This window comes from Sphingobium wenxiniae, assembly GCF_007830065.1.
Taxonomy (GTDB): Bacteria; Pseudomonadota; Alphaproteobacteria; order Sphingomonadales; family Sphingomonadaceae; genus Sphingobium; species Sphingobium wenxiniae.
Window position 1 is genome coordinate 1 of the sequence record NZ_VLKK01000023.1, and the last position, 21,790, is coordinate 21,790.

The 21,790-nt window shown below is 65.0% G+C and carries 28 protein-coding genes; 9 read left to right on the forward strand and 19 right to left on the reverse strand.

Going from position 1 to position 21,790, the window contains the following annotated elements:
* The 3 genes from IQ35_RS18080 to IQ35_RS18090 all read left to right on the forward strand — a co-directional run.
* Window positions 1–262 (forward strand): ATP-binding protein (locus IQ35_RS18080; RefSeq protein WP_158636702.1); only part of this gene is annotated, 262 nt, incomplete at its 5' end.
* Window positions 263–546: 284 nt separating this feature from the next.
* The gene (locus IQ35_RS18085) at window positions 547–780 is read left to right on the forward strand and encodes a type II toxin-antitoxin system Y4mF family antitoxin (RefSeq protein WP_174521634.1); all 234 of its coding nucleotides are present in this window, start codon (window positions 547–549) and stop codon (window positions 778–780) included.
* The gene (locus IQ35_RS18090) at window positions 777–2,042 is read left to right on the forward strand and encodes a type II toxin-antitoxin system HipA family toxin (protein WP_092958534.1); all 1,266 of its coding nucleotides are present in this window, start codon (window positions 777–779) and stop codon (window positions 2,040–2,042) included. Before IQ35_RS18085 ends, IQ35_RS18090 begins: the two co-directional genes overlap by 4 nt.
* A gap of 222 nt (window positions 2,043–2,264) precedes the next feature.
* On the opposite strand, the gene IQ35_RS18095 is transcribed toward IQ35_RS18090, so the two are convergent.
* From IQ35_RS18095 to IQ35_RS18125, 8 genes are all read right to left on the reverse strand, one after another.
* Window positions 2,265–3,680: an ISNCY family transposase gene (locus IQ35_RS18095; RefSeq protein ID WP_092958536.1), complete on the reverse strand. Its 1,416-nt coding sequence runs from the start codon at window positions 3,678–3,680 to the stop codon at window positions 2,265–2,267.
* A gap of 138 nt (window positions 3,681–3,818) precedes the next feature.
* Window positions 3,819–4,379, reverse strand: coding sequence for an RES family NAD+ phosphorylase (locus IQ35_RS18100; protein WP_221231116.1), 561 nt, complete (start codon window positions 4,377–4,379; stop codon window positions 3,819–3,821).
* A 16-nt stretch (window positions 4,380–4,395) separates the two neighbouring features.
* Window positions 4,396–4,758, reverse strand: coding sequence for an antitoxin Xre/MbcA/ParS toxin-binding domain-containing protein (locus IQ35_RS18105; RefSeq protein ID WP_145075440.1), 363 nt, complete (start codon window positions 4,756–4,758; stop codon window positions 4,396–4,398).
* 68 nt (window positions 4,759–4,826) lie between these two features.
* Window positions 4,827–5,384 (reverse strand): hypothetical protein, encoded by a 558-nt coding sequence (locus IQ35_RS18110; RefSeq protein ID WP_145075443.1) that lies wholly within the window; start codon window positions 5,382–5,384, stop codon window positions 4,827–4,829.
* Between the two features lie 310 nt (window positions 5,385–5,694).
* A complete protein-coding gene (locus tag IQ35_RS18115; RefSeq protein ID WP_145075446.1) occupies window positions 5,695–6,159 on the reverse strand; it encodes a Ros/MucR family transcriptional regulator in 465 nt (154 codons plus the stop codon).
* 244 nt (window positions 6,160–6,403) lie between these two features.
* Window positions 6,404–6,580 carry a hypothetical protein gene (locus IQ35_RS21110; RefSeq protein ID WP_158636703.1) on the reverse strand — a complete coding sequence of 59 codons (177 nt, stop codon included), beginning with the start codon at window positions 6,578–6,580 and terminating at the stop codon, window positions 6,404–6,406.
* 101 nt (window positions 6,581–6,681) lie between these two features.
* Complete coding sequence (locus IQ35_RS18120; RefSeq protein ID WP_066213939.1) at window positions 6,682–7,017, reverse strand: single-stranded DNA-binding protein; 336 nt, start codon at window positions 7,015–7,017, stop codon at window positions 6,682–6,684.
* Window positions 7,018–7,498: 481 nt separating this feature from the next.
* On the reverse strand, window positions 7,499–7,843 hold the full coding sequence (locus IQ35_RS18125; RefSeq protein WP_145075489.1) for a thermonuclease family protein: 345 nt from the start codon (window positions 7,841–7,843) through the stop codon (window positions 7,499–7,501).
* 402 nt (window positions 7,844–8,245) lie between these two features.
* On the opposite strand from IQ35_RS18125, the gene IQ35_RS18130 reads away from it, so the two are divergent.
* Window positions 8,246–8,434 carry a hypothetical protein gene (locus IQ35_RS18130; protein ID WP_145075492.1) on the forward strand — a complete coding sequence of 63 codons (189 nt, stop codon included), beginning with the start codon at window positions 8,246–8,248 and terminating at the stop codon, window positions 8,432–8,434.
* Window positions 8,435–8,605: 171 nt separating this feature from the next.
* Window positions 8,606–9,832 (forward strand): DUF1173 domain-containing protein, encoded by a 1,227-nt coding sequence (locus IQ35_RS18135; RefSeq protein ID WP_145075495.1) that lies wholly within the window; start codon window positions 8,606–8,608, stop codon window positions 9,830–9,832.
* A 19-nt stretch (window positions 9,833–9,851) separates the two neighbouring features.
* On the opposite strand, the gene IQ35_RS18140 is transcribed toward IQ35_RS18135, so the two are convergent.
* The 11 genes from IQ35_RS18140 to IQ35_RS18190 all read right to left on the reverse strand — a co-directional run bounded on the left by IQ35_RS18140 (window position 9,852) and on the right by IQ35_RS18190 (window position 15,387).
* Window positions 9,852–10,352, reverse strand: a complete 501-nt coding sequence (locus IQ35_RS18140; protein WP_145075498.1) for a hypothetical protein — start codon at window positions 10,350–10,352, stop codon at window positions 9,852–9,854.
* A gap of 78 nt (window positions 10,353–10,430) precedes the next feature.
* Window positions 10,431–10,943, reverse strand: coding sequence for a hypothetical protein (locus IQ35_RS18145; RefSeq protein WP_145075501.1), 513 nt, complete (start codon window positions 10,941–10,943; stop codon window positions 10,431–10,433).
* A gap of 37 nt (window positions 10,944–10,980) precedes the next feature.
* Entirely contained in the window at window positions 10,981–11,499 is a 519-nt protein-coding gene (locus IQ35_RS18150) for a hypothetical protein (protein WP_145075504.1), read from the reverse strand.
* Window positions 11,496–11,840, reverse strand: coding sequence for a hypothetical protein (locus tag IQ35_RS18155; RefSeq protein WP_145075506.1), 345 nt, complete (start codon window positions 11,838–11,840; stop codon window positions 11,496–11,498). The genes IQ35_RS18150 and IQ35_RS18155 overlap by 4 nt, the downstream gene beginning before the upstream one ends.
* Before the next feature lie 7 nt (window positions 11,841–11,847).
* Entirely contained in the window at window positions 11,848–12,132 is a 285-nt protein-coding gene (locus IQ35_RS18160; protein ID WP_145075509.1) for a hypothetical protein, read from the reverse strand.
* 31 nt (window positions 12,133–12,163) lie between these two features.
* Entirely contained in the window at window positions 12,164–12,604 is a 441-nt protein-coding gene (locus tag IQ35_RS18165) for a hypothetical protein (protein ID WP_145075512.1), read from the reverse strand.
* A gap of 88 nt (window positions 12,605–12,692) precedes the next feature.
* Entirely contained in the window at window positions 12,693–13,040 is a 348-nt protein-coding gene (locus tag IQ35_RS18170) for a lipocalin/fatty acid-binding family protein (protein WP_145075515.1), read from the reverse strand.
* Window positions 13,041–13,202: 162 nt separating this feature from the next.
* Window positions 13,203–13,727: a DUF736 domain-containing protein gene (locus IQ35_RS18175; RefSeq protein ID WP_145075518.1), complete on the reverse strand. Its 525-nt coding sequence runs from the start codon at window positions 13,725–13,727 to the stop codon at window positions 13,203–13,205.
* Window positions 13,728–13,880: 153 nt separating this feature from the next.
* The gene (locus tag IQ35_RS18180; protein ID WP_145075521.1) at window positions 13,881–14,555 is read right to left on the reverse strand and encodes a hypothetical protein; all 675 of its coding nucleotides are present in this window, start codon (window positions 14,553–14,555) and stop codon (window positions 13,881–13,883) included.
* An 82-nt stretch (window positions 14,556–14,637) separates the two neighbouring features.
* Window positions 14,638–14,973 carry a hypothetical protein gene (locus IQ35_RS18185; RefSeq protein ID WP_184205059.1) on the reverse strand — a complete coding sequence of 112 codons (336 nt, stop codon included), beginning with the start codon at window positions 14,971–14,973 and terminating at the stop codon, window positions 14,638–14,640.
* A gap of 3 nt (window positions 14,974–14,976) precedes the next feature.
* The gene (locus tag IQ35_RS18190) at window positions 14,977–15,387 is read right to left on the reverse strand and encodes a DUF3768 domain-containing protein (RefSeq protein WP_145075523.1); all 411 of its coding nucleotides are present in this window, start codon (window positions 15,385–15,387) and stop codon (window positions 14,977–14,979) included.
* A 106-nt stretch (window positions 15,388–15,493) separates the two neighbouring features.
* On the opposite strand from IQ35_RS18190, the gene IQ35_RS18195 reads away from it, so the two are divergent.
* The 4 genes from IQ35_RS18195 (at window position 15,494) to IQ35_RS18210 (ending at window position 21,740) form a co-directional block, all read left to right on the forward strand.
* The gene (locus IQ35_RS18195; RefSeq protein WP_145075527.1) at window positions 15,494–15,982 is read left to right on the forward strand and encodes a hypothetical protein; all 489 of its coding nucleotides are present in this window, start codon (window positions 15,494–15,496) and stop codon (window positions 15,980–15,982) included.
* Between the two features lie 380 nt (window positions 15,983–16,362).
* Window positions 16,363–17,613: a metallophosphoesterase family protein gene (locus tag IQ35_RS18200; protein ID WP_184205056.1), complete on the forward strand. Its 1,251-nt coding sequence runs from the start codon at window positions 16,363–16,365 to the stop codon at window positions 17,611–17,613.
* A 2-nt stretch (window positions 17,614–17,615) separates the two neighbouring features.
* Complete coding sequence (locus tag IQ35_RS18205) at window positions 17,616–21,056, forward strand: YhaN family protein (protein ID WP_145075530.1); 3,441 nt, start codon at window positions 17,616–17,618, stop codon at window positions 21,054–21,056.
* Window positions 21,057–21,257: 201 nt separating this feature from the next.
* A complete protein-coding gene (locus tag IQ35_RS18210) occupies window positions 21,258–21,740 on the forward strand; it encodes an RNA polymerase sigma factor (protein WP_145075532.1) in 483 nt (160 codons plus the stop codon).
* The last annotated feature ends 50 nt before the right edge of the window (window positions 21,741–21,790 follow it).

A 21,790-nucleotide genomic window follows, 5' to 3' on the forward strand; every position in this document is an offset into this window, starting at 1 on the left:
CGACGAGCTCGGATACTTGCCGTTCAGCCCGTCAGGCGGCGCGCTGCTGTTCCACCTGCTGAGCAAGCTTTACGAGCGCACCAGCGTCGTCATCACCACCAACCTCAGCTTCAGCGAATGGGCTGGCGTGTTCGGTGATGCCAAGATGACAACGGCTCTGCTGGACCGGCTCACCCACCACTGTCACATCCTCGAGACCGGCAATGACAGCTTTCGGTTCAGGGCCAGCGCCGCGGACCCCAAATCACGAAAGGAAAAATAACCCGCTTGACCCACCACCCGCATAGCGGGACATACCTTCCAACCGGGTCACTTCTCGATGAAAATCCCGGGTCAACTCTCAGTGGAAATCAACAGACTTGCATCAGCTTGTCTCAACTTCAGGATATGGGCCGGTTCGATTGCGGCGCGTGCGCGGCGATATCCCGAGCAGGAAATTTATTAGCTTTCTTGCTGGGATCGGATCAATAATATCCCGATCGGGTAAATTGTGGGTTGAAATTGCATCCAGGACTTAATATTTCCCGACCGGGAAAGTGAGGGGTCGTGCTGGACGCAACAACGATCGGGCAGATCGTCCGGAATGAGCGCAAGGAGCTTGGACTTCGCCAGGATGAGCTGGCAGCCGCTAGCGGAGTTGGACTGCGCTTCGTCGTCGATCTCGAGCGGGGCAAGGCGACTGCGCAGATCGGCAAGGTCATCACAGTCCTCGCCGCGCTGGGATGTGAGCTGCAGATCCGGCGGCCGGACGGGGTCGTGCTTGTAGGCCGGCCGGCATGACCCCCGATATCGTCGATCGCCTTGTCATCTGGTCGGATCAGCGCATTGCCGGGGAGCTTGCGCTCGATCGCGGCGGTGCGATGCATTTCACCTATGCTTCCGAATGGCTGGCGGATCAGATAGCAAAACCGCTCTCGCACGCTCTACCGAAGCAGGCGGAGTCGTTCGGCGACGCGCTATGCAAGGCTGTTTTTGGGGGACTGTTACCCGAGGAAGGGCAGCGAACCGCCATCGCGCGGGTGCTCGGCGTATCGCCTGACAATCCGTTTCGTCTGTTGGCGGCGCTTGGCGGGGAGGTCGCCGGCGCACTTGCATTTCTCCCGGAAGGGGAGACGCCGCCCGCTGCACCCGCAGGTGAGCCCGCCCATCCGCTGGATGAGGCTGAGCTTGCGGCCTTGCTTGTTCGTTTGCCTCGTGTGCCGATGCTGGCCGGGGAAGGGGGCGCCCGGCTCAGCCTGGCCGGCGCCCAGGGTAAGTTGCCCGTCGTTCTGATCGATCGTGCCATCGCTATCCCCCGCATCGGCGAGCCATCGACCCATCTCATCAAACCAGAGCCTGACCGCTTTCCCGGCCTGGCAGCCAATGAGGCCTTCTGTCTGGCGCTGGCGCGGGCGGTGGGTCTCGACGCAGCCATGGCGGAATGGCGGGCCGTCGCCGGCAAACCCTATTTGCTCGTGACCCGTTACGATCGCTTTGGCCGGGATAACGGCACAATCCGGTTGCACCAGGAAGATTTTGCGCAGGCACTCGGCGTGCCGTCAAATCGGAAATATGCGAGCGAGGGTGGGCCGACGTTCCGCGATGGCTTTGCGCTGGTACGCCAGGCCACCACGAGACCCGCACGCGAGGTGCTGAAGCTCGCCGACGCAGCCATCTTCAATCTGATCATCGGCAACGCCGACGCCCATGCCAAGAATTACAGTCTCTTGCGCCGGGATAATGGCCAGGTGGTGTTGGCGCCGCTCTATGATCTCGTGGCGACCCATATGTGGCCGGAACTCTCGGCAAAGCTCGCCATGCGGTTTGGGCGCGCGCCGATCCTCGAGGATGTGGATGCCGAGAGCTTTGCCCGCTTCGCTGAAGATGCGGGCCTGGCTCTTCCGTTCCTGCGCCGGCGCGCAGCGGCGATGGCCGCGGGCATCCACGGCGCCATCGTCGATGGGATCGAGGTGCCGGGGTTAGCGGATATGTCATACCTTGGCGGGCTGCCGGCGATTGTGCTCGACCGTGCTGAGCGGTTGGCGCTCAAGAGCAAGTTGTGAAAGTGTCAGATATACAACCAATTGATATAAAACGATATGTTCCTGCCGGATAGAGAAGGCACTTTCTGTCCCCGATAGAGATGACACCCTTTGAGGATAGCAGGGGCTGCGTGGAGCCCTCGGGATAGCGCAGCGCAGACCCTGCTGAGAGCGCGACATAGAGGGGAAGGGCACGGACCCGCTGCGCAGGCAGCGGGCTCGGTCAAAGCCGATCAAACAGTCTCAGCGGGCCTTCACAAACTCCAGCGTGCCGCGCGCCTGCAGCTCGGCCCGGCTGAGCCGTGGACCGCGCTTGAGTTTTGGGCCGCCCACGCGACGGCGATCGACCTTTACCGGTGCCTCCGGCTCGGGGAACAGATGCGTGGGCTGGTCACGGCGGGCAGGGGCATTGTTATTGCGCTGCCGATGATGTGGCGCAATCGCCTGGATCTCCTTCGCCAAGACCAACGCTGCGTCGAGATGCTTGTTGTCGACAATCGCCGGTTGATTGATCCGAGGCATTTTGTCGAACAGTCGATAGGGAAGCACGCGCCCCTCATGGCGGATCTCGACCTTGCCATCTGGATATTCGCAGACATCGACCCGCTTGCCGGCCAGCGCCCTACTGATGTCATTCGGTTCGAGAATGAACAGCACCTTGTTATAATGCAGTGTCAGCGCCGACGTGACCGTCCGCTGTTCGCGCCAGACCATGACGGCGCCCAAATCATCCCGCGGTGCCAGAGGCCGGTGCAGATCATGACTGTTCGCTGCCGGGCGGGCGAAGCGCGCATTATGTGTCGTCTGGTAGCTGCTCAAAAAGGCATTGGCTTCTCGGATTGAGGAGATTCCCTCCAGTCGCATCGCCTTGACGAGCCGATCCTGCAATGTGCCGTTCGCACGTTCTACCCGACCTTTGGCCTGTGGCGAGTTGGCGCAGATAATCTCGATGTTCAGCGCGTCCAGCGCGCGCCCGAAGTGCGTCATGCCATCGCCCTTCGCCGTGGCCCTGGGGTTGCGGAAGACCGTGTGCTTGTCGGAATAGAAGGCCACCGGCTTACCGTGCCGCTCGATATATTCGCGCGTCGCTTCCATGTAGGAAAAGGTGCTCTCGCTCTCGACCATCTTGAGATGCATCAGCTCGCTGGTCGCGTCGTCAATGTAGACGAGCAGCGTGCAGCGCGGACCGCGATCCTCGAACCATTCATGATCCGAACCGTCGATCTGAATCAACTCGCCACGGCACTCCCGCCGATGGCGGGGCTGATAGGGGCGCGAACGACGAGCGGCGCGATCCTGCCAGATACCCGCCTCGATCATCATCTGCCGCAGCGTCTCACAGCCGACCGAAATGGCGTGACGCTCCGACAGATATTCTCGGGCCAGGGTCGGTCCGAAATCCGCATAATGCGCGCGGACCAGCGATAGGATCTGCTCGCGAAAGGCATCGCTGTGACGCCGGTTGCTGGGCCGGCCACGCTTGCGCGACACCAGGCCTGAAGCGCCTTCCGCGTGCAGACGCTCAAGCAACCGGAAAATCTGCCGGCGCTTCAATCCCAGCAGCGTTGCCGCGTCCTCGACCCGAAGCGCGCCGCGCTCCACGCGCATCAATGTATCAAAACGCGAAAGCTCGCCATGGCTCATCGCCACCACCGTCATAAGCGCGTCCTCCCGAACTGCCAGGAGGACCATGCCACCAAGCTCTGCTGAGGACGCCCGAGGGTGTCATTTCTATCCGGCGCTTACACGATAAAAGATTGATAATATATCTTATGTTAAATCAATGGTTTAGATGAATCACGCATTGTCAGGCCACGATGACTGGTCGCGCGGCAATCGCTGCTCGTCGTCGATCACTTCAAGACGATGCGGGGCCTCGCGGCTCCAGGACCACAGCACCAGATTGCGGTCATCGACCGTAGCTCGTGAAGCGAAGCTTGGCACGATCACGCCGGCGCAGCCGGCGGCAATGAGCCGATCGGCCAGTTCCCAGGTCGGAACGGACTTGCGGTCTCCGGCAAGACGCTCCCAGGCGCAGCTGAGCTGCGCCAAGGTGACCTGCGCTGCATCCCGCACGTCAGGGCTGGTCAGGTCGAGAATTTCCAAAAGATCGGCGCGGTAGCTGCAGATCGTCAGGGGCTGCGCCTTGAAGGCGAACCCTTGCTGAGCCTCGAGCCAGGCGGTTTCGAGGCTGAGCGCCGCATAGAAGCACGCCGTGCCGACGCGGTTGAAGCGGCCGCCGTGAAGCTTCGCGCCTTCGCCCGATTCCGGATCATAAGCCCACGCCGGATGATGCGCCCGATAGACCAGGCCGTCGAACCGGGTGAACGGCAGAGCCGATTTCGAAATCTGGCTCAAAGATCAGGCCCAAAGATCAGGCAAAGCCGCCGGCGGCAATCCGGCCAAGATAGGTGCGAACCTTCTCGCCCTGTCCCTGACGGACAAGCTCTTCCGCCGTGGCATCGCCGAAGGACGGCAGCGGCTGCGATCGGTACCAGGCATAGGCGGCAAGTTCACTACCCGCCCAGGGAATGACCCGGTTGATGATTTCGCTCATTTCACGCAGCCGCGACTGGGTGGCGATGCTGTTGCTGCGGGCGGCCTTCGAGACGGCATCGCGTGACAGTCCCGCGGCGAGCGCCAGTTCAGACTTGGTGATATGAAGCGCCGCCGACAGCCTGTCGACTGAGACGCCCTTGTCGCCGGAGACTTCGCTCAAAAATGCCGCGCTCGCCATTTGCCTCACCATATGCCAATATTTAGGTCATTATATGCGGCGTTCTCCGAAAATTGTCAAGCTGGACGTCAGGCTGCGAACAGTTCGCCCTGACCCGTACCGGACGCTCGAACCGCGCCGATCATTAGCGCAGGCCGACGCAGCAGTTTCAGGACCGCCGGGTTCACCACGTAGACCGCATGGCGCCCGCCGCCGCGATTGCGGTGGTTGGTGGCGTAGCCAGCGTAGTGCCGTGTGACCAGACCCGCACGCGCCAGATCCGAGATCGCGCGGCTGACATTGGCGCGGCCCACGGCCAGGACCTGCTCCTCGACTGCCTGGTCAATCTGAGCGGCATCGCGGGCCTCATCGCCGGAGAGTTCATGCCTGAGCGAGGCTGCAACGCGGGCGCGCAGCGCCGCGCGGCGGCCCTGCTGTTCGCTCAAAGGAAGCAGCTGGGTGCAGAGCCAATCGCGCAGGAGTGCGGGCTTTCCATCTCGGGCAACGAAGGGACCGGACTGCCCTCGCCCGTCGGCGGCTTCGGATACGAGTTGGAGAACCAGGAAAGCGTAGCGCGGCCGGCTCGAAACCTCGGCCAGCACCGCGTAAATGCCGCCAACGCCAGTGATCGGTGTCTGTTGCTCCATGGATCAGTATTGAGCACAAAAGGTGAATCCTGTGAATCCCCTTTCGTTCAGGCCATGTCGTTTGTCGCCCGTGACACTTTGCCTGGCACCGCATCGGAACATTCGGGACCTGCATCGTCAGCCAATTCGATCGGCAGAGCATTCAATACGGGCGGGTATCACCCGCGCTCCTGCAAAGGCTGATGTCGATGATGACACTTTGCCCTCGGGGCAGAGTGTCACAGACGGCAAGACATGCATCGATAAGTCGACAGAAAAGGAGCCAGGGAATGAAGCTGATATCCGACGTCGGTCCATCGGCGCATCAGGCTTAGCCGAAGGCGACCCCGAGCTTATTGCGCGGTTTGGCGGCCGCGACCGGCTTAGCCTCTGACTTCGGACTTTGTCCGGGCTTGCGACCAAGTCCGATCCGGACGGCGAGTTCCTTGCGCTTGGCGGCATAGTCGGGCGCGACCATCGGATAGTCTGCAAGCAGGTTCCAGCGCGCGCGGTAATCGGCCGGCGTCATGCCATGATCGGTGCTGAGGTGGCGCTTGAGCATCTTGAACTTCGCGCCGCAATCGAGGCAGGTCACCGCATCGGGTTTGACCGATGCGCGGACCGAGACAGCGGGTATGCGCACTTGCTCGGTCGGCTCGGGCACCTGACCAAGCGAAGCCAGCGATGCGTAGACCGACTGGATCAGGCCCGGCAAATCACCCGCCGCGACCGAATTGTTGCTGACGTGGGCCGAAACAATATCAGCGACGTGATCCAGGAGCATTTCATCGGCCATTGCGTGCGGTCTTTCTCCAATTGGCGATGGCGGACCCTATGGGCCGCGGTCGCCAAATGCCAGTGCCGTTGGCTTGCGCTCCAGATCGACATGCGCAAAAAAATGGGGCCAGCTTGCGGCGGCCCCTTGGAAAGTTTTGGGAGAGGATGCCTGAAAGGCACTCCTGATATGGGGTGACGCCTTAAATGCTGCAAGTGCGAAATAAGGTCCGGCAGTTGAATTTTGTGCAACGCGGCATCCACCTTCACCCCGGCGGCCGGTAGCGCGGGGTCGGATCGGCAAACCGGCGCGGATGAGCGAGTTCGGTGCGGGCGACACGGAACGTGTAGCCGTCCCATTCGCGCCAGGGATGGTAGCGGTTGAAGGTGCCGCCCATGCCGCTCGGCGTATCCCACACCGGCGTTTCGGCAGTGATCGTCATGGGGAATTCCTGTCTTTGTGAGAAATCGGGGGTGCAACGATCCGGCAGGGATTGGCCTCACCCCCCGTTGGGAGGCGGCGCTGCCGCCTCCCGGGCTCCGGTCAGAGGAAGAGGACTTCCTCGGCGACGATCTCGACCGCGTAGCGTTCGACGCCCTCGCGGTCCGTCCACTTCGAGTAGTGGAGGCGGCCCTGGACCTCGACCATGTCGCCCTTCTTCTTGTGCTTGGCGACCGAAGTGCCGAGGCCGTTGAAAGCGGTGACGCGGTGGAACTCAGCGAGGGTCTCGGTGTAGCCGGCCTCGTTCTTGACCGTCTTGCCATCGACCAGCTTGGGGCGGTCGGTGACAAGAGTGAAGGAGGTAATCGCGGTTTCACCGGCGTGACGGGTTTCGGGTTGGCTAGCGATGCGACCGATCAGGATGACGAGGTTCTTCATGGGGTTTCTCCGTGGCTTGAATTCGGCGGAACCGCCCGCCGATGAACACCACAGGCAGGGCCAAAGGCACGGGCCCGCACCGAACGCTTGCGTGAGGGGAACTCAAAAGCGAGGAGTGGTGCGGCAAGCCCGCAGGGCTTCACGGTCCGCTGCTTTTGGGTTGCGGCCAGAGACTGGCGCTGCAGGGTTCATCGGCAAACGAAGGGCGGTTTCGTCAGTTCAGGCCGCAGGTTCCCAGGCGTTCCTACCCGTCTGCCTTGGTTGCATCCCGTCAGGGCACCCCGGCACCACGCTGGTGTCCATGCGCACCCTCCCCTCGCAGCGGTACTCCCGCCTGCGCATGTCCGGGCAAGTCAGAACGAGATCGCGCGAGAAACCTCGATTTCTCTGCGCTTACCGCAACGGCCTTGTGCGTCAGCACCTGCACGAAGAGCGGGCTGATCCGGAAATTTCAGGGTGCCACCGCGTGCGAATGGGCGCGTCAGCGCCAGGGTTTGGCGAGGCCCTGCGTGATCAGGTAGTCGCCGGCGTCCACGCCGTTCACCGAGATGGTGGCAAGCGTCCGCCCATAGGCGTCGGTGCCAAGCCGCGTGATCATGACCCGCCCACGCGAGACGAACCGCACGAGCGCGGCGCGCGATGCTTCCCCGGCAGTGAAGTCGCACCAGGCGTAGGACCGGCGACGGTCCTGACACTTGGGACTGTCCGGCAGTTCAGGTGCATCGATATTGGCGATGCGGACCCGCTCGCGGCCGCAGCGGATGGTGTCGCCATCATGAACGCTTGGCGAAAGACATAGGGCGGCAGCGGCGAGAACGATGGGCATCGGCAATCCCTAGCGCGGCCGCACTGTCGAACCAAGCCCTCCCCTCTTCCCGACTGGCCCCGATCGTCACCCGAAGGGCCGGCATTCTCGCCGGCGAGGTTGGGCGGGCGGCGGCGCGAGAGCGCCGACCGCGCGCCCTAGCGAGTAGAGCGGGTCGCCCCAAGCCCCGCGCGGGGCGCGGGCGTAGGGGTGCCCCCGCCCTCTCCCCTGCCCTTTGCCTCCCAACACCCCATCCACCTTTAGCCCAATACCGATGTGCGATTGTCGCCCGCATGGCGGGCCCACCGCGTCAGTGGATTGCGGCAATGCTCGACCAGCGGCTCTAGAAAGGCTATGGGGGGGCCGTCCTGGAACCGCCCGCAGGGGCAGTGTTTCCATGCGACTGGCAAGGGAGAATCGCGAATGGATCAGGAGATCCAGATGCCGAGCGCGCGCATGGTTGCTGAGGCCATGGCGACGCTGCTCGCAGGCAAGCTTGCCGACCAGGCGGCGAGCGAAATCGTGCTGAGCCGCGAAGAAGCCGCACTGTGCCTCGGGCTTGCCGAGGGAATTGCCGAAAGCCTCGCGCACGAGGCGGGCGAAACGGACTGATCCAGCTTATCTGACCGCAAGCTGCGCTATACGCCGCCGGCCTTGCCGGGGGCCACGGGCAAGGATAGACTTGGCCCAGCGCGCGCCATGCGGGCCGCGTCAGACAAACCAAAGGAGAATGCGCGAGAGGTCGAACGGGCAGCGTCGATCGCGAGAAATTGGAGATCCCCAATGATCCAGCGATACCGTGTGCTCGGGAAGGTCGTCACCGGCGGCCAGGATGACCTGCAGGCTGCGCTCGGCGCGGCCTATGCGCGCAAGGAGCGGGTGCTCTGCGAATGCCGCAGGCACGAAGAGCTGCCGCTCTATATCAGCCACCGCCATGATCGCTACGTGCTGGCGCGCTGGCCAGGTTCGGGCGCACGTCATGCGACGGCCTGCGACCATTACGAGGCCCCGGACTTCCTGACCGGCATGGCCCAGGTCCGGGGAAATGCCGTGATCGACGACGAGGCTTCCGGCGAAACGACGCTCAAGCTCGCCTTCCCGCTGTCGCGCGGCGCGGCGCGGCTCGCGCCAGCGGCACTCACCAACGACAAGCCGACGGTCAAGTCCACAGGCCAGAAGCTGTCGATGCGGGGGCTGCTCCATGTCCTGTGGGACCGGGCCGAACTGACGCACTGGCATCCCAAGATGGCGGGCAAACGCAGCTGGTTCGTGGTGCGCCGCGCGCTGCTCGAAGCTGCGGCCAGCTGCAAGGCCAAGCAGGAAGCCCTGCCCCATGTCCTGTTCGTACCCGAGACGTTCCGGCTCGAGGACAAGGAGGACCTGCGCGCGCGCCGCCGGGCGGCGCTCGATCGCGTCTACCGTTCGCGTGACGAGTTGATGGTGGTGGTGGGCGAGATCAAGGAGATCGCCCCGGCGCACGGCGCGGAGCGGATCGTGCTGCGCCACGTCGGCGACATGCCGTTCGTCATGGACCCGGACATGGCGCGCCGCTTCCACAAGCGGTTCGCGGGCGAACTGGCGCTGTGGCAGGCGCAAGGGAACCAGGGCCACCTCGTCGTTGCCGGCTCGTTCGCGCGGCGCAGCCAAGGGACCTTCGACCTGATCGAGGTGGCGCTGATGCCGGTGACCGGCGAATGGCTACCATACGAGAGCAGCGACGAGCAGTACCTCATCGCCAAGGCTGTCGCCGAGAAGCGCCGGTTCGTGAAGGGCATGCGGGTTAATCTCGATGCCAGCGCACCGATCGCCAGCCTGGTGCTCAAGGACACCGGCGAGGATGCAACCGCGATCCATATCCATGATGGCGATACTAAGGCCAGCGAACCGCTCGAGGCGCTGCTCGCCTGCGAGGGCGTCATCCACATGGTGTGGAAGGAAGGCGAGCCGCTGCCGCCGCGTGGATCCCGGCGCCGAACCAGCGACACCCCGCCGGAACGCGCCGCAGCGTGAGCGGGCACGCACCAAGGCGTCAGTCGCCGTTCAGCAGGGGCCTGGTCGGCAGAAGAGCGATCCGGCGCACGGCACCGGGTTCGGAGCGCAGCGCCGCGAGGCGCGTCTCGACCGAGGCCGCGTCCTCGGTAATCTCGATGCGATTCAGCCCGATCAGCGTCCAGACCTTGTGTTCGGGGTGCTCCGCGGTGTGGACCGCGTAGGCGAGCGGCAGCTTGTCGGGGTAAAGCCAGAGGAGAAGCACCGGCACGGCGGAAAGGTTGGGCCTGCCCTCGACATCAGTGACCGACAGCAGGTTGGTCACGGGATCATAGCGGCAGTCGATCCCGAGCGGCACGGGGTGGCCGATGATCCCGAGCAGCGCCTCGCGCGCGTTTGCGCCGAAGGTCGCGTCCAGTTCCGGCCCCGGTTTGGCATCCGGGTCGGTTTCAAGCTCCGCCAGGAAGATGAGCACGGCGAAGAGCCGGGCAGCTTCGTCCCGCGTGCAGGGAATATCGAGGGCGAGGTGGATTGCGGACATGGGAGTTCCTTCGCGGGAAGCGGTCAGCAGCCCTCGACCGGCGCAAGTGCGTCGGGACCCAGAACGGCAGAGCATTGCTTAGATTGAGAGGTGGCGTTCGACGTGCGCACGCTCGCGCGGGCGCTGGAAATTGTAGACGGGAACGCCGTGGGCAGCGGCGATGCGGATTGCCTGGCCGGTCCCGCCCGAGGCTTCGCCATCGGCGGTCCAGCACAGGACGAAGTCGGCGGGCGCATCGAGCTCAGGCCCCAGGACCTGGAACACGTTCCGGGTGTGCAAGGCCTGGACGAAGAGATCGAGTCCGGCGAAAGCGGGGTGCGCTGCGGCAGCAAGAGCTCGCGCACGCTGCCACAGCTCTGGCGGCAAGGCCTGCGGGTGGAACGGGCTCGCCGAACCGCGCCAGCCCGGCGCGGGCAGGAAGATCTGTTTGCCCTCCCCCGCCCCGCGCTCGAACGCGCTGTCGGCGCCGATCGCATGGCCGGAGCGCAGGACGTAGCCGCGCTTCAGAAGGGCGAAGGCAGCGCGCGTCATCAGTGCGAGCACTTCGGGCGGGGTGCGGCGTGCACCGATCCCAGTGTAAAAGCGGGGCATGGCAGGTCTCCTTGTTCGCCTGCCCGCCGCGTTCCCCCTACCCTCCCGTCGGCATCGCCGGGGTAACGCCCGCCCCGCGTGCGGCCAGCATGGGGCCGTAGGTAGCTTCAAGATTGCGGTGGAGGACCGCGTTTGCGGGCGGGAAGAAGCTGCCGTCCTCGCGCGGCCGCGAGATCCGGAGCGCGCCGGCGATAACGTCGGGAAAGGGGCGGACACATAGGAGCGACGAACCCGCGTAAGTGACTGGCGGCGGGAACCCCGCGCTGATCCAGCTTGACGGCACGTCTAGCCCGTCGAGCCAGCGCCGGGCGCCGGGCGGCAGTACCGCCACCTGCGAGACGATCCACAGCGTCCAGTAGGTCCCGAAATCATGAGCGTTGGCGATCGCCGCGAATTCCAGGGGCGCAGGCGGCGGGCCGTTTACCGCGATCACTGCGGCCTGAAAGGCGCGCAGCTCGTGCCTGTTGACGCGCTCGAAATCGGGCGTTTGGCCGAGCTGGGCGCAGGGCTCGTTCGCTGGCCCTGCCCCGAGTTCGAAGAGCCTGTGGCGGGTCACGCAGCAGCCTCCCCTGCCCCATCGGGATACCAGGCGAGTTCCACCGCGTTAGGGTTATCGACATCGTAGGCGGCGATACGCGCCGAGGTAATCCAGGTCTCCGGATCGCGGAGCGCGACATAGCCGCCATAGAAACGGCCATCACGGTGGACGAACTGGGCGTGGATGTCCTCGGCTACCGCTTCGGAGACGAAGAAGCCGGCCGCGCCGCGAATGTGGATCGGGGGAAGAACGCCCAGCATTTCGTCATGGAAGACCTCTGTCACCCTCGAGAGCGGGAACTGCGCGAGCGTGCGGGCGCGTTCATCAGACGGCGACGCTGCAAATTCGGGATCGGTCATGGGAGCCTCATTCGTAACGGGGTGGGGCTTGCGGGAAGCGGGGCGGAACCGCGTGTTCGAACACGCAGGCGCGGTAGCGGCCGCCGGCGTAGAGCACGGAATCAAGGCGGCGCTGGCCGCGCTGGACCAGGTCGAGCAACCGGTTGGCGCGCACCGCGAGCCGCGATGCAGCAGCTTCGGTAAGGCAGACCCGGTGGAGGCGGACAAGTTCGCCGGTGTCGTACCACCATGAGCCCTCTTCCGGCCCGCCGTAAGCGCGGTCGACCGCGTAGAAAGCGACGACGTATTTCATGGCAAAATGCCTCCTGGGGCGGTGCGACACGTCAGACAAGAACGAATGGCGGGACGGTGATCTCGGCCTTCGCCATCGCACGCTTGAGCTCGCGCAGGCGAGTGAACCCCTTGATCCAGGACGGCGGGAAGAGGACATATTCGTCTTCGCTCGCCGTGTAGTCGCGCATGGGTCCCGTACCGTCGAACACGACAATCTCGGGGAGATACGCCCCGGGACAGCCGCCCGACCAGCGGCGAAAGATCAACCCGTGCTCGATGCAGAAGGCATCGACCTCCGGGATCTGCCCGCCGTTCAGTTCGGTGCCGTAGAGCTCGAGCGGCGCGCCCTCGATTACCGCCGCCGGGTCGAACGGCTCGCCGTCCCATTCGGCGCGCAAGTCATATTCCTCGGCGCAGGCAGCGAGGCCGCTGAGGAGGTCGCGGCGCAGCGCGCCGCCGATAGTGATGTGAACGGGGGCTCTGTCGCCCATGGCCCGTGTCCTTTCGCAGCCGGTTGGTCCGACCGCGATCACCCCTCTCCCCTCACCAGCCTCTTGCGCGAGCAAAGGTGTGGCGCGTTCAGGCTGGCAGCAGCGGCACAAGGTTGGGGTCGAGCGGAAACCCGAGGCAGCGCGCCAGCTCGGCCGCGTGCTCGAAGTCGGCAGTCGTCACATGAAGTGACCGGGCGATATCGGCCAGCGTCTCGCCTTTGCGGGGCGGCGCTACGCTGTGAAGCTTTCCTGCTTCTGCGGTCACCGCGAAGGGCCAGGTCATGGCGACGGCAATCACCCGCTCGGGCAGCACGATCAGGGTATCGCCAGTTTTGATGCTCTCGTCGCATTGCGACGCGTCATAGGCATTGCCGGTAGTCGCAAAGGCATGGTGCCGCCGCGTGTCGAAGGCGAAGCGTTCGCTATTTGTGAACATGAAGTGTCTCCGTTGCCGCCCATGCAAAAGAAGAGGCGGAACGCCGGGCGGGGGGACGGTCGGCGTTCCGCCTCAGGCCACAAGCGGGGCGAGCCTGCGGCCTTTGCGTGGGAACGGGGACCCGCGATTGGGTCCCCGTTCGGTCGGAGGTGCTGGATGGACTCAGGCGTCGACGAGCGGAGGCAGCGCACCTTCGTTGTCTGCGCCGTCCTTGACGTTGGCGCGGCCGCGCTTGCCCGGCGGCGTAGCGGTGCTGTCACCGAGGCCATCGCCGTTATGCCCGTCACTGGCCTCACCGGCATCGGCTGCCTCGCCGCCGGTAAGCATGTCGCCATCGCCGTATTCGCTCGAACCGAGCTGGCTGTTGCGGCGACGCGGGCGCTGCCAGGCGATGGCCATCGTGCCGTCCTCGCGCGGGAAGGCGGCGATGTAGAGCGGCTGCGACATCGACGGATCGTCGATCTTGCCCTGGTAGAAGATCTCGCCGGTCGAGTTCGAGGCGAGTTCGAACAGTGCGCCAACGGCTACCCAGCGGCGCTGATCGTTGAGCGCGACGATTTCGTACTTGGGCGCGCGGGCGTTGCTCGAGCTGACCGGCCGCAGGCCGATGGTGCGCGTCATCGTGAGCGTTTCGACAGTGCCGATCAGCTGGCCGCTGGCGTTCTTCTTGATTTCACCGATGTTCATGGACGTTCTCCTAGGTGGATTGAATGCGACCGAACCCCTTGTCCGATCACTCATTCCCACCCCCCCTTCCCTCCCGGCCGTCAGGCCGAGCTGCGGGCCCTGCCCGCAGTCCTTCTCTGGAGCCCTCCATCGGGGACATTCGCCAGCGCGGTCTCAGACGAGCAAACATGCAGGCAGCGCGAGCCATTCGGGCTGGTCGTCCGCAATTGGCAGATCGGTGCTGCGCGCCTGACGCTCGGTGAACACGTCGGCGGTATCGAGCGTGCCGAACCCGTCTTTACTGTTCCAGAACAGCAGGCCCTCTTCGGGATCGCGCATGGCGATGACGAGTTTGGGGGCGAAGTGGAGGGTGTCGTGGACCTTGTTGGTCTCGATCCAGTGGATGCCGGCGGCATCGATCATAAACCCGCCGCCACCGAAGGCATCGGGTAAGTGGCGGTCGCTGTCGTAGGACCAGGTCGCCGCTACCGGGAGCGACTGCGTGATCGTGCGGTGCAGCAGGACGGCAACCGCGTCAGGCTCGAACTGGTCGGCGGTAGCGAACACCCGGACAGTTCCGTCGTCCTGCTCCTCGAAGGCAAAGTCGGTGCCAAAGGTCGGGAAGTCGCAGTCGGGGAAGATGGCGAGGAACCCCGATACCACTTCCTCGCCGGTAGGCGGGAAGATCGTTCGGAACGCCTCAGACAGGCCGAGCCAGTGTTGGATGATGGCTTCAGCGTCGGGTTGATCTTCGATGAATTGCGCAAGGGCGATGGCCTCGCGCAGAAGGCCGCATTCGGCGTCAGTGATGTGCAAGACAAAGCAGGAGTGCGTGTAGCAGTTGGACATGGGTGGTGATCCCTTGTTGGATGGAACCGGGCAGACGAGATCGGTGCCCGGGGGCGGACAGCGCCAGTGGGCGGCGTGCGGTTCAGCCAGGGGCTGAACGGGAGCGCCCGAGGAGTTCTTCGAGCAGCTTGCTTGCCGGTCGGTCCGGATTGTGGGGACAGGCGAGACGATCGATCTCGAGTTGGCGAGCGAGGCCATCCGGAATCTCGGCATAGGCCGCAGCTATGGCGATGATCTCGCACGGCGCGCCGATCTCGCGCGGGCTAGTCCCGCGCCACAGACGAATATCGGGCTCGCAGTTTCTGTCGGGCGTGCCGAACACCGTTACGAAGTAAGTGCCGAGGCCCGGATCCCAGCCCAGCGCGATCTCGAACAGGTCGGTGTGTGCGCCGAGCGGCCGCAATGAATAGCGCGACATGGCTCAGTAGTCGGTCGCGAGCATGATGGTGACGACACGGAAGCTCGTCTTGGCGTCCCACGGCGTCTCGGAGCCCCATGAATAGGTTCCGTCGTTCTCGTAGACATCGACCTTCCAGAAGATCTTGCGGTCGAGGTAGGTCACCACCCCGAAGTCCCGCTCTCCGTGTGGATCGTTGCCGGGGTCGATCGGGGTCTCGTTGATCAAACGCCGCATGGCGCACTGGCCCTGGAACAGCCTGACCTGACGGATCGCGGGATCGTCCGAACCTCCCGCCAGCAGGTCGGCGAGCGCACGGGTGAGCACCGTCCGGGAATTTGCCAGCGCGCCGGACCGGGCGGCGTCGTTGAGCCGGGCCACCTCGGCGGTCCTGGTGGTCTCTTGGCAGTCGGGCGATGGGGCGATGGTGGTCATGGGCAGGCTCCTTCATTTGTTCACCGGTTCATCCCCCCTCCCCTCCCTTCCCCAATTGACGGGGTCAGAGCGTTCACGCTACGTTCCGAACTCGAAAGGAATTGCGATGCAGTTGGATGACGTTCTGGGCGGGTTCGATCTCGACATCGTGCTGCGCGATGTGTCGTGTGACGCGGGTGTCCCGCCAGTCAGGCGCGCGATCGCCGCGCTGTGCATCGGGGTTGGTATCGACGATGCCTGGCTATCTGTACGCGAACTGCGCGAGGCAGTGTCTCTGGTCCACGAAGGCGCGGACGGCGGACGCGCGCGACTTGCGACGATCCTGAGCACGGCTTGCGACGATTTTCAGCGGGCAATCTACTATTGCATGGCCGGGCGCGGCGTCGGTGAAATGGCAGAAGCGATGGATTGGTTGCTGGCCATCCTCAAGGCGCGTGGCCGCACGGCCGCATGGCTTAGCCGGTCAAGGGTTCGCCGCAGGGATCTGATGTCGCCCTATGTTTGCGAGGCACCGGATGGGCCGCTGGTGTCACCCGATGCGGATTTTGAGCTTGGCCGCTCGTGGTTCGTTGATCGGGGGCCAGGTCCATACTGACGCCATATAGACCGCTGCGCTGTCATTCATTTTTATCGCTGAAAATCGAGCGATGAATGACGGGGGTTGCGGACAATCCGGAATGGCTCCTTTCAGGAGCGCAAATCGGAATAACGGACGTTCCGGCAGCGAGACCGCAATTTGTTTCGAACACGGATCAACCCGGTCACGATGGCGGTTGCCCGCACGGACGATCGCTGGCGCAACGGCGAGCCGCCGCCGGCCGCGACCCAGCCATCTCTTCTTTAATTTCGTACAGAAATATGTCGCGCCTTGGCACATCGCCGTGCAATTGTCGGTAATAGACATCGAAGAGCAACTACTCGCGGCCTCGATCGCGCGGCACAACACAAGACACCGATTCTGCTAAGGGGGATTAGTTGACGAGCTTTAGGTTTCTGCATGCTGCCGACATCCATCTCGACAGCCCGCTACATGGCCTATCGAGATACGAGGGCTTGCCCGTCGACGAGATCCGCTCCGCCACGCGCGCGGCCTTCGACAACTTGGTGCAGTGTGCGGTCGATGAGGCGGTAGACTTCGTGGTTATCGCGGGCGACCTGTTCGACGGCGACTGGCGCGACATGGGAACCGGCCTCTACTTCGCGAAAGCGATGGGCCGCCTGGACCAAGCGCGCATCCCGGCGTTTCTCCTCGCTGGTAACCATGACGCCGCCTCGGTCTTCTCACGCACCGTCCCTTGGCCGCCGAACGTGCGGCTGTTCAATTCGCGGCGTCCCGAGACCCACCGCCTGCCCGAAATTTCCGTCGCGGTCCACGGCCAGAGCTTTTCGACCCCAGCGGTCACGGACAACCTCGTTCTCGCCTATCCGCCGGCGGAGGCGCACACTTTCAACATCGGCATGCTCCATACCGCGCTGGCCGGCCGTCAGGGTCACGCCGACTATGCGCCCTGCAGCGTCGATGACCTTCGATCCCGTGGCTACGACTACTGGGCGCTCGGTCACGTGCACGAGTTTGAAGTTGTCAGCACTGAGCCACACGTCGTGTTTCCCGGGAACGTACAGGGCCGGACGATCAGGGAGACGGGTGCCAAGGGCGCGGTCCTAGTCGATGTCGCCGACGGAGAAGTCACGTCCGTAGAGCGGGTCGAATTCGACGTATTCCGATGGGCGCATCTCGACGTGGACTGCACCAATACCCGAATGGACGAGGTCAGTGATCTCCTGCGCTCCGCGCTTGTCGGGCTCCACGGCTCAAACGCCTCCGGTCGGCCGCTGATCGCGCGCGTAACGCTGACCGGCGAGACACCAGACGCCGGCGCGGTGCGGAACGGCGCCGCGACGCTGCGCGACGACGTGCGCGCCATCGCCTCCTCGATCTCCCCTTACCTCTTCGTCGAAAAGGTCCGCGTGGAAGTAACCGAGCCGGCGCGGACGACCTGGACGGTCGACGAAGACCTCAACGCGATGATTCACGAGGCAGCGACCGATCCCGAGCTCGCCGGTATCCTCGGCCGTGACCTGGAGCGCTTTATGCTAGCGGCGAGCACGTCGCTCGGTGAGCCCGAGGATGGCGAGCTACGGCAATCAGCGGCGCAGGGCGACTGGGCGGGCGTCCTCGGCACCGCGTCGACCGCGTTGCGGTCGCGTTTAATAAGGGAGGGCTAAGCATGCGCTTCTCTCGCCTCTCGCTCGAGCGCTACGGCCGCTTCGAGGATTGCGACCTCGACTTTCGCTCGGGCAGTCCGGACCTCCATGTTATCTATGGCGAGAACGAGGCGGGGAAAACAACGTCGCTGGCCGCTGTCTCCGACCTTCTCTTCGGTTTTCCCGTCCGTTCGCCCTATAACTTTCTGTTCGACTATTCCCTGCTCCGCGTCGGCGCAGTGCTCGAGGATCGTGACACGACGCTCGCCTGCCGTCGCAAAAAGGGGACGAGCGGCACGTTGCTCGGTGCCGACGACGCCGCGATCGACGATGCGCCGCTTGCCGCGATGCTGCGTGGCCACACCCGCGACACGTTCGGCCTCTCCTTCAGCTTGGATCAGGCGGCGCTCCGCGTGGGCGGGCAGGCGATGGTCGAGGCGAAGAACGACGTCGGCCGGACCCTATTCGCGGCGGGGTCGGGCCTGACCGGCGTCTCCGACGAGCTGCGACGCCTGGAGACCGAGGCCGACGCGATCTGGGGCCCGACCGTCCGTGGCAGCCGGACTTTCACGCAGGCCCAGCGCCAACTTGCCGAGTCCACGAAGGTCGTGCGGGATGATGCGTTGAAGCCGAAGGCCTGGTCGGACGCGAGGATCGCCACCGAGCGGACGCGCGAGGCGCTGGAAGCGGCGCGCCGCGACCGCGATGCCGTCCAGACCGAGTCCAGGTCCGCCGAACGCGTCAGGCGCCTCGCGCCGCTCGTCCGGCATCGCGAGGAGCAGGCGGCGTTGCTCGCCGGATACGAAGGCGTCGTCGATCTCGGCCGTCAGCGCGAGACAGCCGCGGAAGGATTGGTGCGGGAGGCCGAGGAGGCCGTCCGCGCAATTGCGGCCGCCGAGAGCCTGCGGGCCGACATCGCCGACCGACGTGCGGCCGTTTTGATTGACGCGCAGGTACTCGGGGAAGCGGATGAGGTCGATCGCCTTGTCGCTGAGGCGGGCGCCGAGGTTAAGGCGAAGCGCGACCTTGTCAGCCTGGAGACCGAACACGCCGACGCGACAGCGACCGTTCGCCGGCTCCGCGCCGAGGCCGGTCCGAATGCCGATGCGGCGCCGCCGCGCGAACTCGCGGCGCGGTTGCGGGATCTCGCCCGTGTGGACGGCGAGCAACGTCTGGCGGAGCGCCAGATTGAGGACGAACGTCGGCGCATCGAGGAGCGGCGGGGTCGCGCGGAAGCCTCGCTTTCTGTCAACGTTGTTGGCGATTCAGCTGATGCCTTAACGTCTGCTGTCGACGAGGCGCGGGCACTTGGCACCGACGTCGATAGCCGCTGCGACGCCGCGCGTGGGAGGCTGGACGGCGCAGGACGCCGCGCCTCGGACGCGCTGGCCCGACTGGCACCGTGGGCGGGTGGTGCGGACGCGCTCGCTCGCCTTCCCAAGGTGGATGCCACCGAGATCCAGGAGGCACGAGACGCCCTGGCTGCCCTGCTGGCCGACGTCCGTCGCGAGGAGGAGGCCGCGCAGCGTGCGTCGGACCAGTCGTCTGCCGCAGCGCTCGAGATCTCGCAACTAGCGACCGGAACCGCGGTGTCGGCCGAGGACATCGTGGAGATACGGGCTGAGCGCGACCGTTTTTGGCGGCCGTTGCGCGACTATTTGGTGGATGGCGCGCACCTTCCGGCAGCGGTCGATGCAGTCGCGGGTTTTGAGACCGGCGTCGCAGCGGCAGACGGGCGCGCCGACGCGCGCTATGCGACCGCGGACGCGTCGGGCAGGCTGTCCATGCTGGAGCAGTCGCGTGCCTCGCACGACCTCGCGGGCGATCAGGCCAGTGCTCGCGCAAAGTCGGCCCGTGACCACCACGAGCGGGTTCTTGCCGGGTGGCGACGTCGGCTCAGCGATGCCGGACTGCCGGAGTTGGAGCCGGGGAGGTTTCATTCCTGGCAGGCTGATCGCGATGTGGCGGAGGCGGCCCAGATTGAGCTGCGCGCTTTAGTATCGGAGGTCGAGCGGTCAGAAGCCAGGCGCGGCGCTGCTCGGGCGGCGCTTGCTGCGGCGCTTGGGATCGCGGATGCTTTGGGCCCGCTCGCGCCCGTGCTCGCAAGGGCGGATGCGCGTCGCGCCGCCTTTGAGGATGTCTCGCGCAAGCGCCTGCTGGCGCAGGCGGAGTTGGATCAGGTCGGCGTCGAGAAGACCGCGCTGGACCGCAGGGCCCGCGCGGCGGAAGATGCAGCGACGATTAACGCTGCCGCTTGGAGTGCGGCACTTGCCGAGGCGCGCCTGGATTTCGACGTCCCGGCCTGCGACGCTATCCTCGACCTTTTGGACGAGCTGCGCGAGGCGGCGGCGTCGGACGCGCTCCTGCGCCGGCGCATTGACGGCATCGCACGCGACACACGGGATCACGCGGCCGCGGTCGGACGGCTTGCCGAAACGCTTGGCGTTACCGCGGGCGAGGTGACCGAGCGAATACGGTCGATGCGAGATCGACTTGCGGCAGCGCGAACCGCGGCGACGCTGCATGAATCGCTCGACGAGGAGGATCGGCGGCGCCATGGCGAGCTCCAGGAGGCGCACGCCAAGCTCAAGGCGACTGACGAGGCTCTTGCGCCGCTCCTTGTCGAGACCGGCTCGGCGGACAGGACGGCGCTTGGTACGGCGATCGAGAGGTCGCGTGCTAGGCGTGCGTTGGTCGAGGATGTCTCCGCGACCGAGCTCGCGATCATCGAGGCCGGGGACGGTCTCGGGCTCGACGCACTGGTTGCCGCGGTCGATGCGACGGACCCGGATCAGGTGGCGTCGCAACTGACGTCGCTGGGATTCCGGCTCGAGGAGCTCAACGCTGCGGTGGACGAGGCGGCAACCGCCCACGGCGACGCCCGCGCAACGTTCGCGGCGATAGACACGGACGGGACCGCCGCCGTCAATGCGGCTGCCGATGCCGAGCAGGCCCGCTCCGAGCTGGAGGTCTTGGCGGAGGACTACATCCTGAAGCGGGCGCAGGCGGTCACGCTGAAGTGGGCGATCGAGAAGTATCGCGAACGCCATCAGGACCCGCTGCTTCTGCGCGCGGGCGAACTGTTCTCAACGCTGACGACGGGCCGCTACGCCACGCTGAAGGTCGACACCGACGGACCTAGCCCTCGGCTCCGGGGCATGCGCGATGATATGCGGACCATGGTCGACGTCGATGCGATGAGCGAGGGGACTACCGACCAGTTGTTCCTCGCGCTAAGGCTCGCCGCCCTCGAGCAGTCCGTCGCGGCGGGCGTCGGACTGCCGTTCCTCGCCGACGACCTCTTCGTGAACTTCGACGACCGACGGGCCGAGGCTGGCTTAAGGGTCTTGGCCGAGGTGGCCCGAAGCACCCAGGTGCTGTTCTTCACACACCACCCGCACCTCGTCCAGATCGCGAAGTCCGTTGTCGGCGCCGAGTTGCATTCCGAGTGTACACTGTCGTGATCCGGCGGGTGGCTTGATGCCGGAGGCCGACACAACCGACGCAGCGGCCGCCGTCAGGCGTCGACGGGTTGTGATACGGCGGGAGGCCGCTCGACGTCGTGGCCATCCAATCTCCGCCGCGCGCGCGCATGAGCTTTTTTCCGGATTTTCCGCGCTAGAATTCGCCTCTCCTTTTGAAGTCCAGATTTGGAGGAGATTCTCATGAGTGACGCGGACGATGAGCCTCCGCTGCCGGACGACCACCGCACATGGCGACGGATTGTCCAGGAGGGTCAGCTGGCCCGTTTCCCCGAAGGCGTCATCGTCAGTGCGATACGCACCAACTACCGCCGCGAGGGCATCGAACAGAATTTCGTCCGTGAGTTGATCGTCTTCATCTCCGACCGCATGCTGTCGATCCTGCGCGGCGAGATCTCGGCGAAGACCTTCCCGGACGGAGGCCGAGACCTCGTCGAGGCTGTGCACGACGCGATGCTCAAGGCGTTACTGTCGCCGACGGCAGCCGATGGCGAGGGCTTGCGCAAGTGGTTCAAGTCGACGCTCCGCAATCGGGCGATCGACCATGTGCGCAAGGAGCTCAAGAAAATGAAGCTCATGCCCGATATGGTCGATGACCCTGGCGGCATGGTGGATCCGCGGACCGAGAACTTCTCGGAAGCGGAGCAGGAAGCGGGGTTCTCGTGACGGCAGTGCAAAAAGTGTCGCTAAGCAACCCATTGAAATTGCTGATATAA

Excerpts from the sequence above, each read along its gene's own strand:
- IQ35_RS18090 (WP_092958534.1), top strand. The coding sequence starts at position 777 with ATGACCCCCGATATCGTCGATCGCCTTGTCATCTGGTCGGATCAGCGC.
- IQ35_RS18095 (WP_092958536.1), bottom strand. The coding sequence starts at position 3,680 with ATGACGGTGGTGGCGATGAGCCATGGCGAGCTTTCGCGTTTTGATACA.
- IQ35_RS18105 (WP_145075440.1), bottom strand. The coding sequence starts at position 4,758 with ATGGCGAGCGCGGCATTTTTGAGCGAAGTCTCCGGCGACAAGGGCGTC.
- IQ35_RS18110 (WP_145075443.1), bottom strand. The coding sequence starts at position 5,384 with ATGGAGCAACAGACACCGATCACTGGCGTTGGCGGCATTTACGCGGTG.
- IQ35_RS18115 (WP_145075446.1), bottom strand. The coding sequence starts at position 6,159 with ATGGCCGATGAAATGCTCCTGGATCACGTCGCTGATATTGTTTCGGCC.
- IQ35_RS21110 (WP_158636703.1), bottom strand. The coding sequence starts at position 6,580 with ATGACGATCACTGCCGAAACGCCGGTGTGGGATACGCCGAGCGGCATG.
- IQ35_RS18120 (WP_066213939.1), bottom strand. The coding sequence starts at position 7,017 with ATGAAGAACCTCGTCATCCTGATCGGTCGCATCGCTAGCCAACCCGAA.
- IQ35_RS18125 (WP_145075489.1), bottom strand. The coding sequence starts at position 7,843 with ATGCCCATCGTTCTCGCCGCTGCCGCCCTATGTCTTTCGCCAAGCGTT.
- IQ35_RS18130 (WP_145075492.1), top strand. The coding sequence starts at position 8,246 with ATGGATCAGGAGATCCAGATGCCGAGCGCGCGCATGGTTGCTGAGGCC.
- IQ35_RS18135 (WP_145075495.1), top strand. The coding sequence starts at position 8,606 with ATGATCCAGCGATACCGTGTGCTCGGGAAGGTCGTCACCGGCGGCCAG.
- IQ35_RS18140 (WP_145075498.1), bottom strand. The coding sequence starts at position 10,352 with ATGTCCGCAATCCACCTCGCCCTCGATATTCCCTGCACGCGGGACGAA.
- IQ35_RS18145 (WP_145075501.1), bottom strand. The coding sequence starts at position 10,943 with ATGCCCCGCTTTTACACTGGGATCGGTGCACGCCGCACCCCGCCCGAA.
- IQ35_RS18155 (WP_145075506.1), bottom strand. The coding sequence starts at position 11,840 with ATGACCGATCCCGAATTTGCAGCGTCGCCGTCTGATGAACGCGCCCGC.
- IQ35_RS18160 (WP_145075509.1), bottom strand. The coding sequence starts at position 12,132 with ATGAAATACGTCGTCGCTTTCTACGCGGTCGACCGCGCTTACGGCGGG.
- IQ35_RS18165 (WP_145075512.1), bottom strand. The coding sequence starts at position 12,604 with ATGGGCGACAGAGCCCCCGTTCACATCACTATCGGCGGCGCGCTGCGC.
- IQ35_RS18170 (WP_145075515.1), bottom strand. The coding sequence starts at position 13,040 with ATGTTCACAAATAGCGAACGCTTCGCCTTCGACACGCGGCGGCACCAT.
- IQ35_RS18175 (WP_145075518.1), bottom strand. The coding sequence starts at position 13,727 with ATGAACATCGGTGAAATCAAGAAGAACGCCAGCGGCCAGCTGATCGGC.
- IQ35_RS18180 (WP_145075521.1), bottom strand. The coding sequence starts at position 14,555 with ATGTCCAACTGCTACACGCACTCCTGCTTTGTCTTGCACATCACTGAC.
- IQ35_RS18185 (WP_184205059.1), bottom strand. The coding sequence starts at position 14,973 with ATGTCGCGCTATTCATTGCGGCCGCTCGGCGCACACACCGACCTGTTC.
- IQ35_RS18190 (WP_145075523.1), bottom strand. The coding sequence starts at position 15,387 with ATGACCACCATCGCCCCATCGCCCGACTGCCAAGAGACCACCAGGACC.
- IQ35_RS18195 (WP_145075527.1), top strand. The coding sequence starts at position 15,494 with ATGCAGTTGGATGACGTTCTGGGCGGGTTCGATCTCGACATCGTGCTG.
- IQ35_RS18205 (WP_145075530.1), top strand. The coding sequence starts at position 17,616 with ATGCGCTTCTCTCGCCTCTCGCTCGAGCGCTACGGCCGCTTCGAGGAT.
- IQ35_RS18210 (WP_145075532.1), top strand. The coding sequence starts at position 21,258 with ATGAGTGACGCGGACGATGAGCCTCCGCTGCCGGACGACCACCGCACA.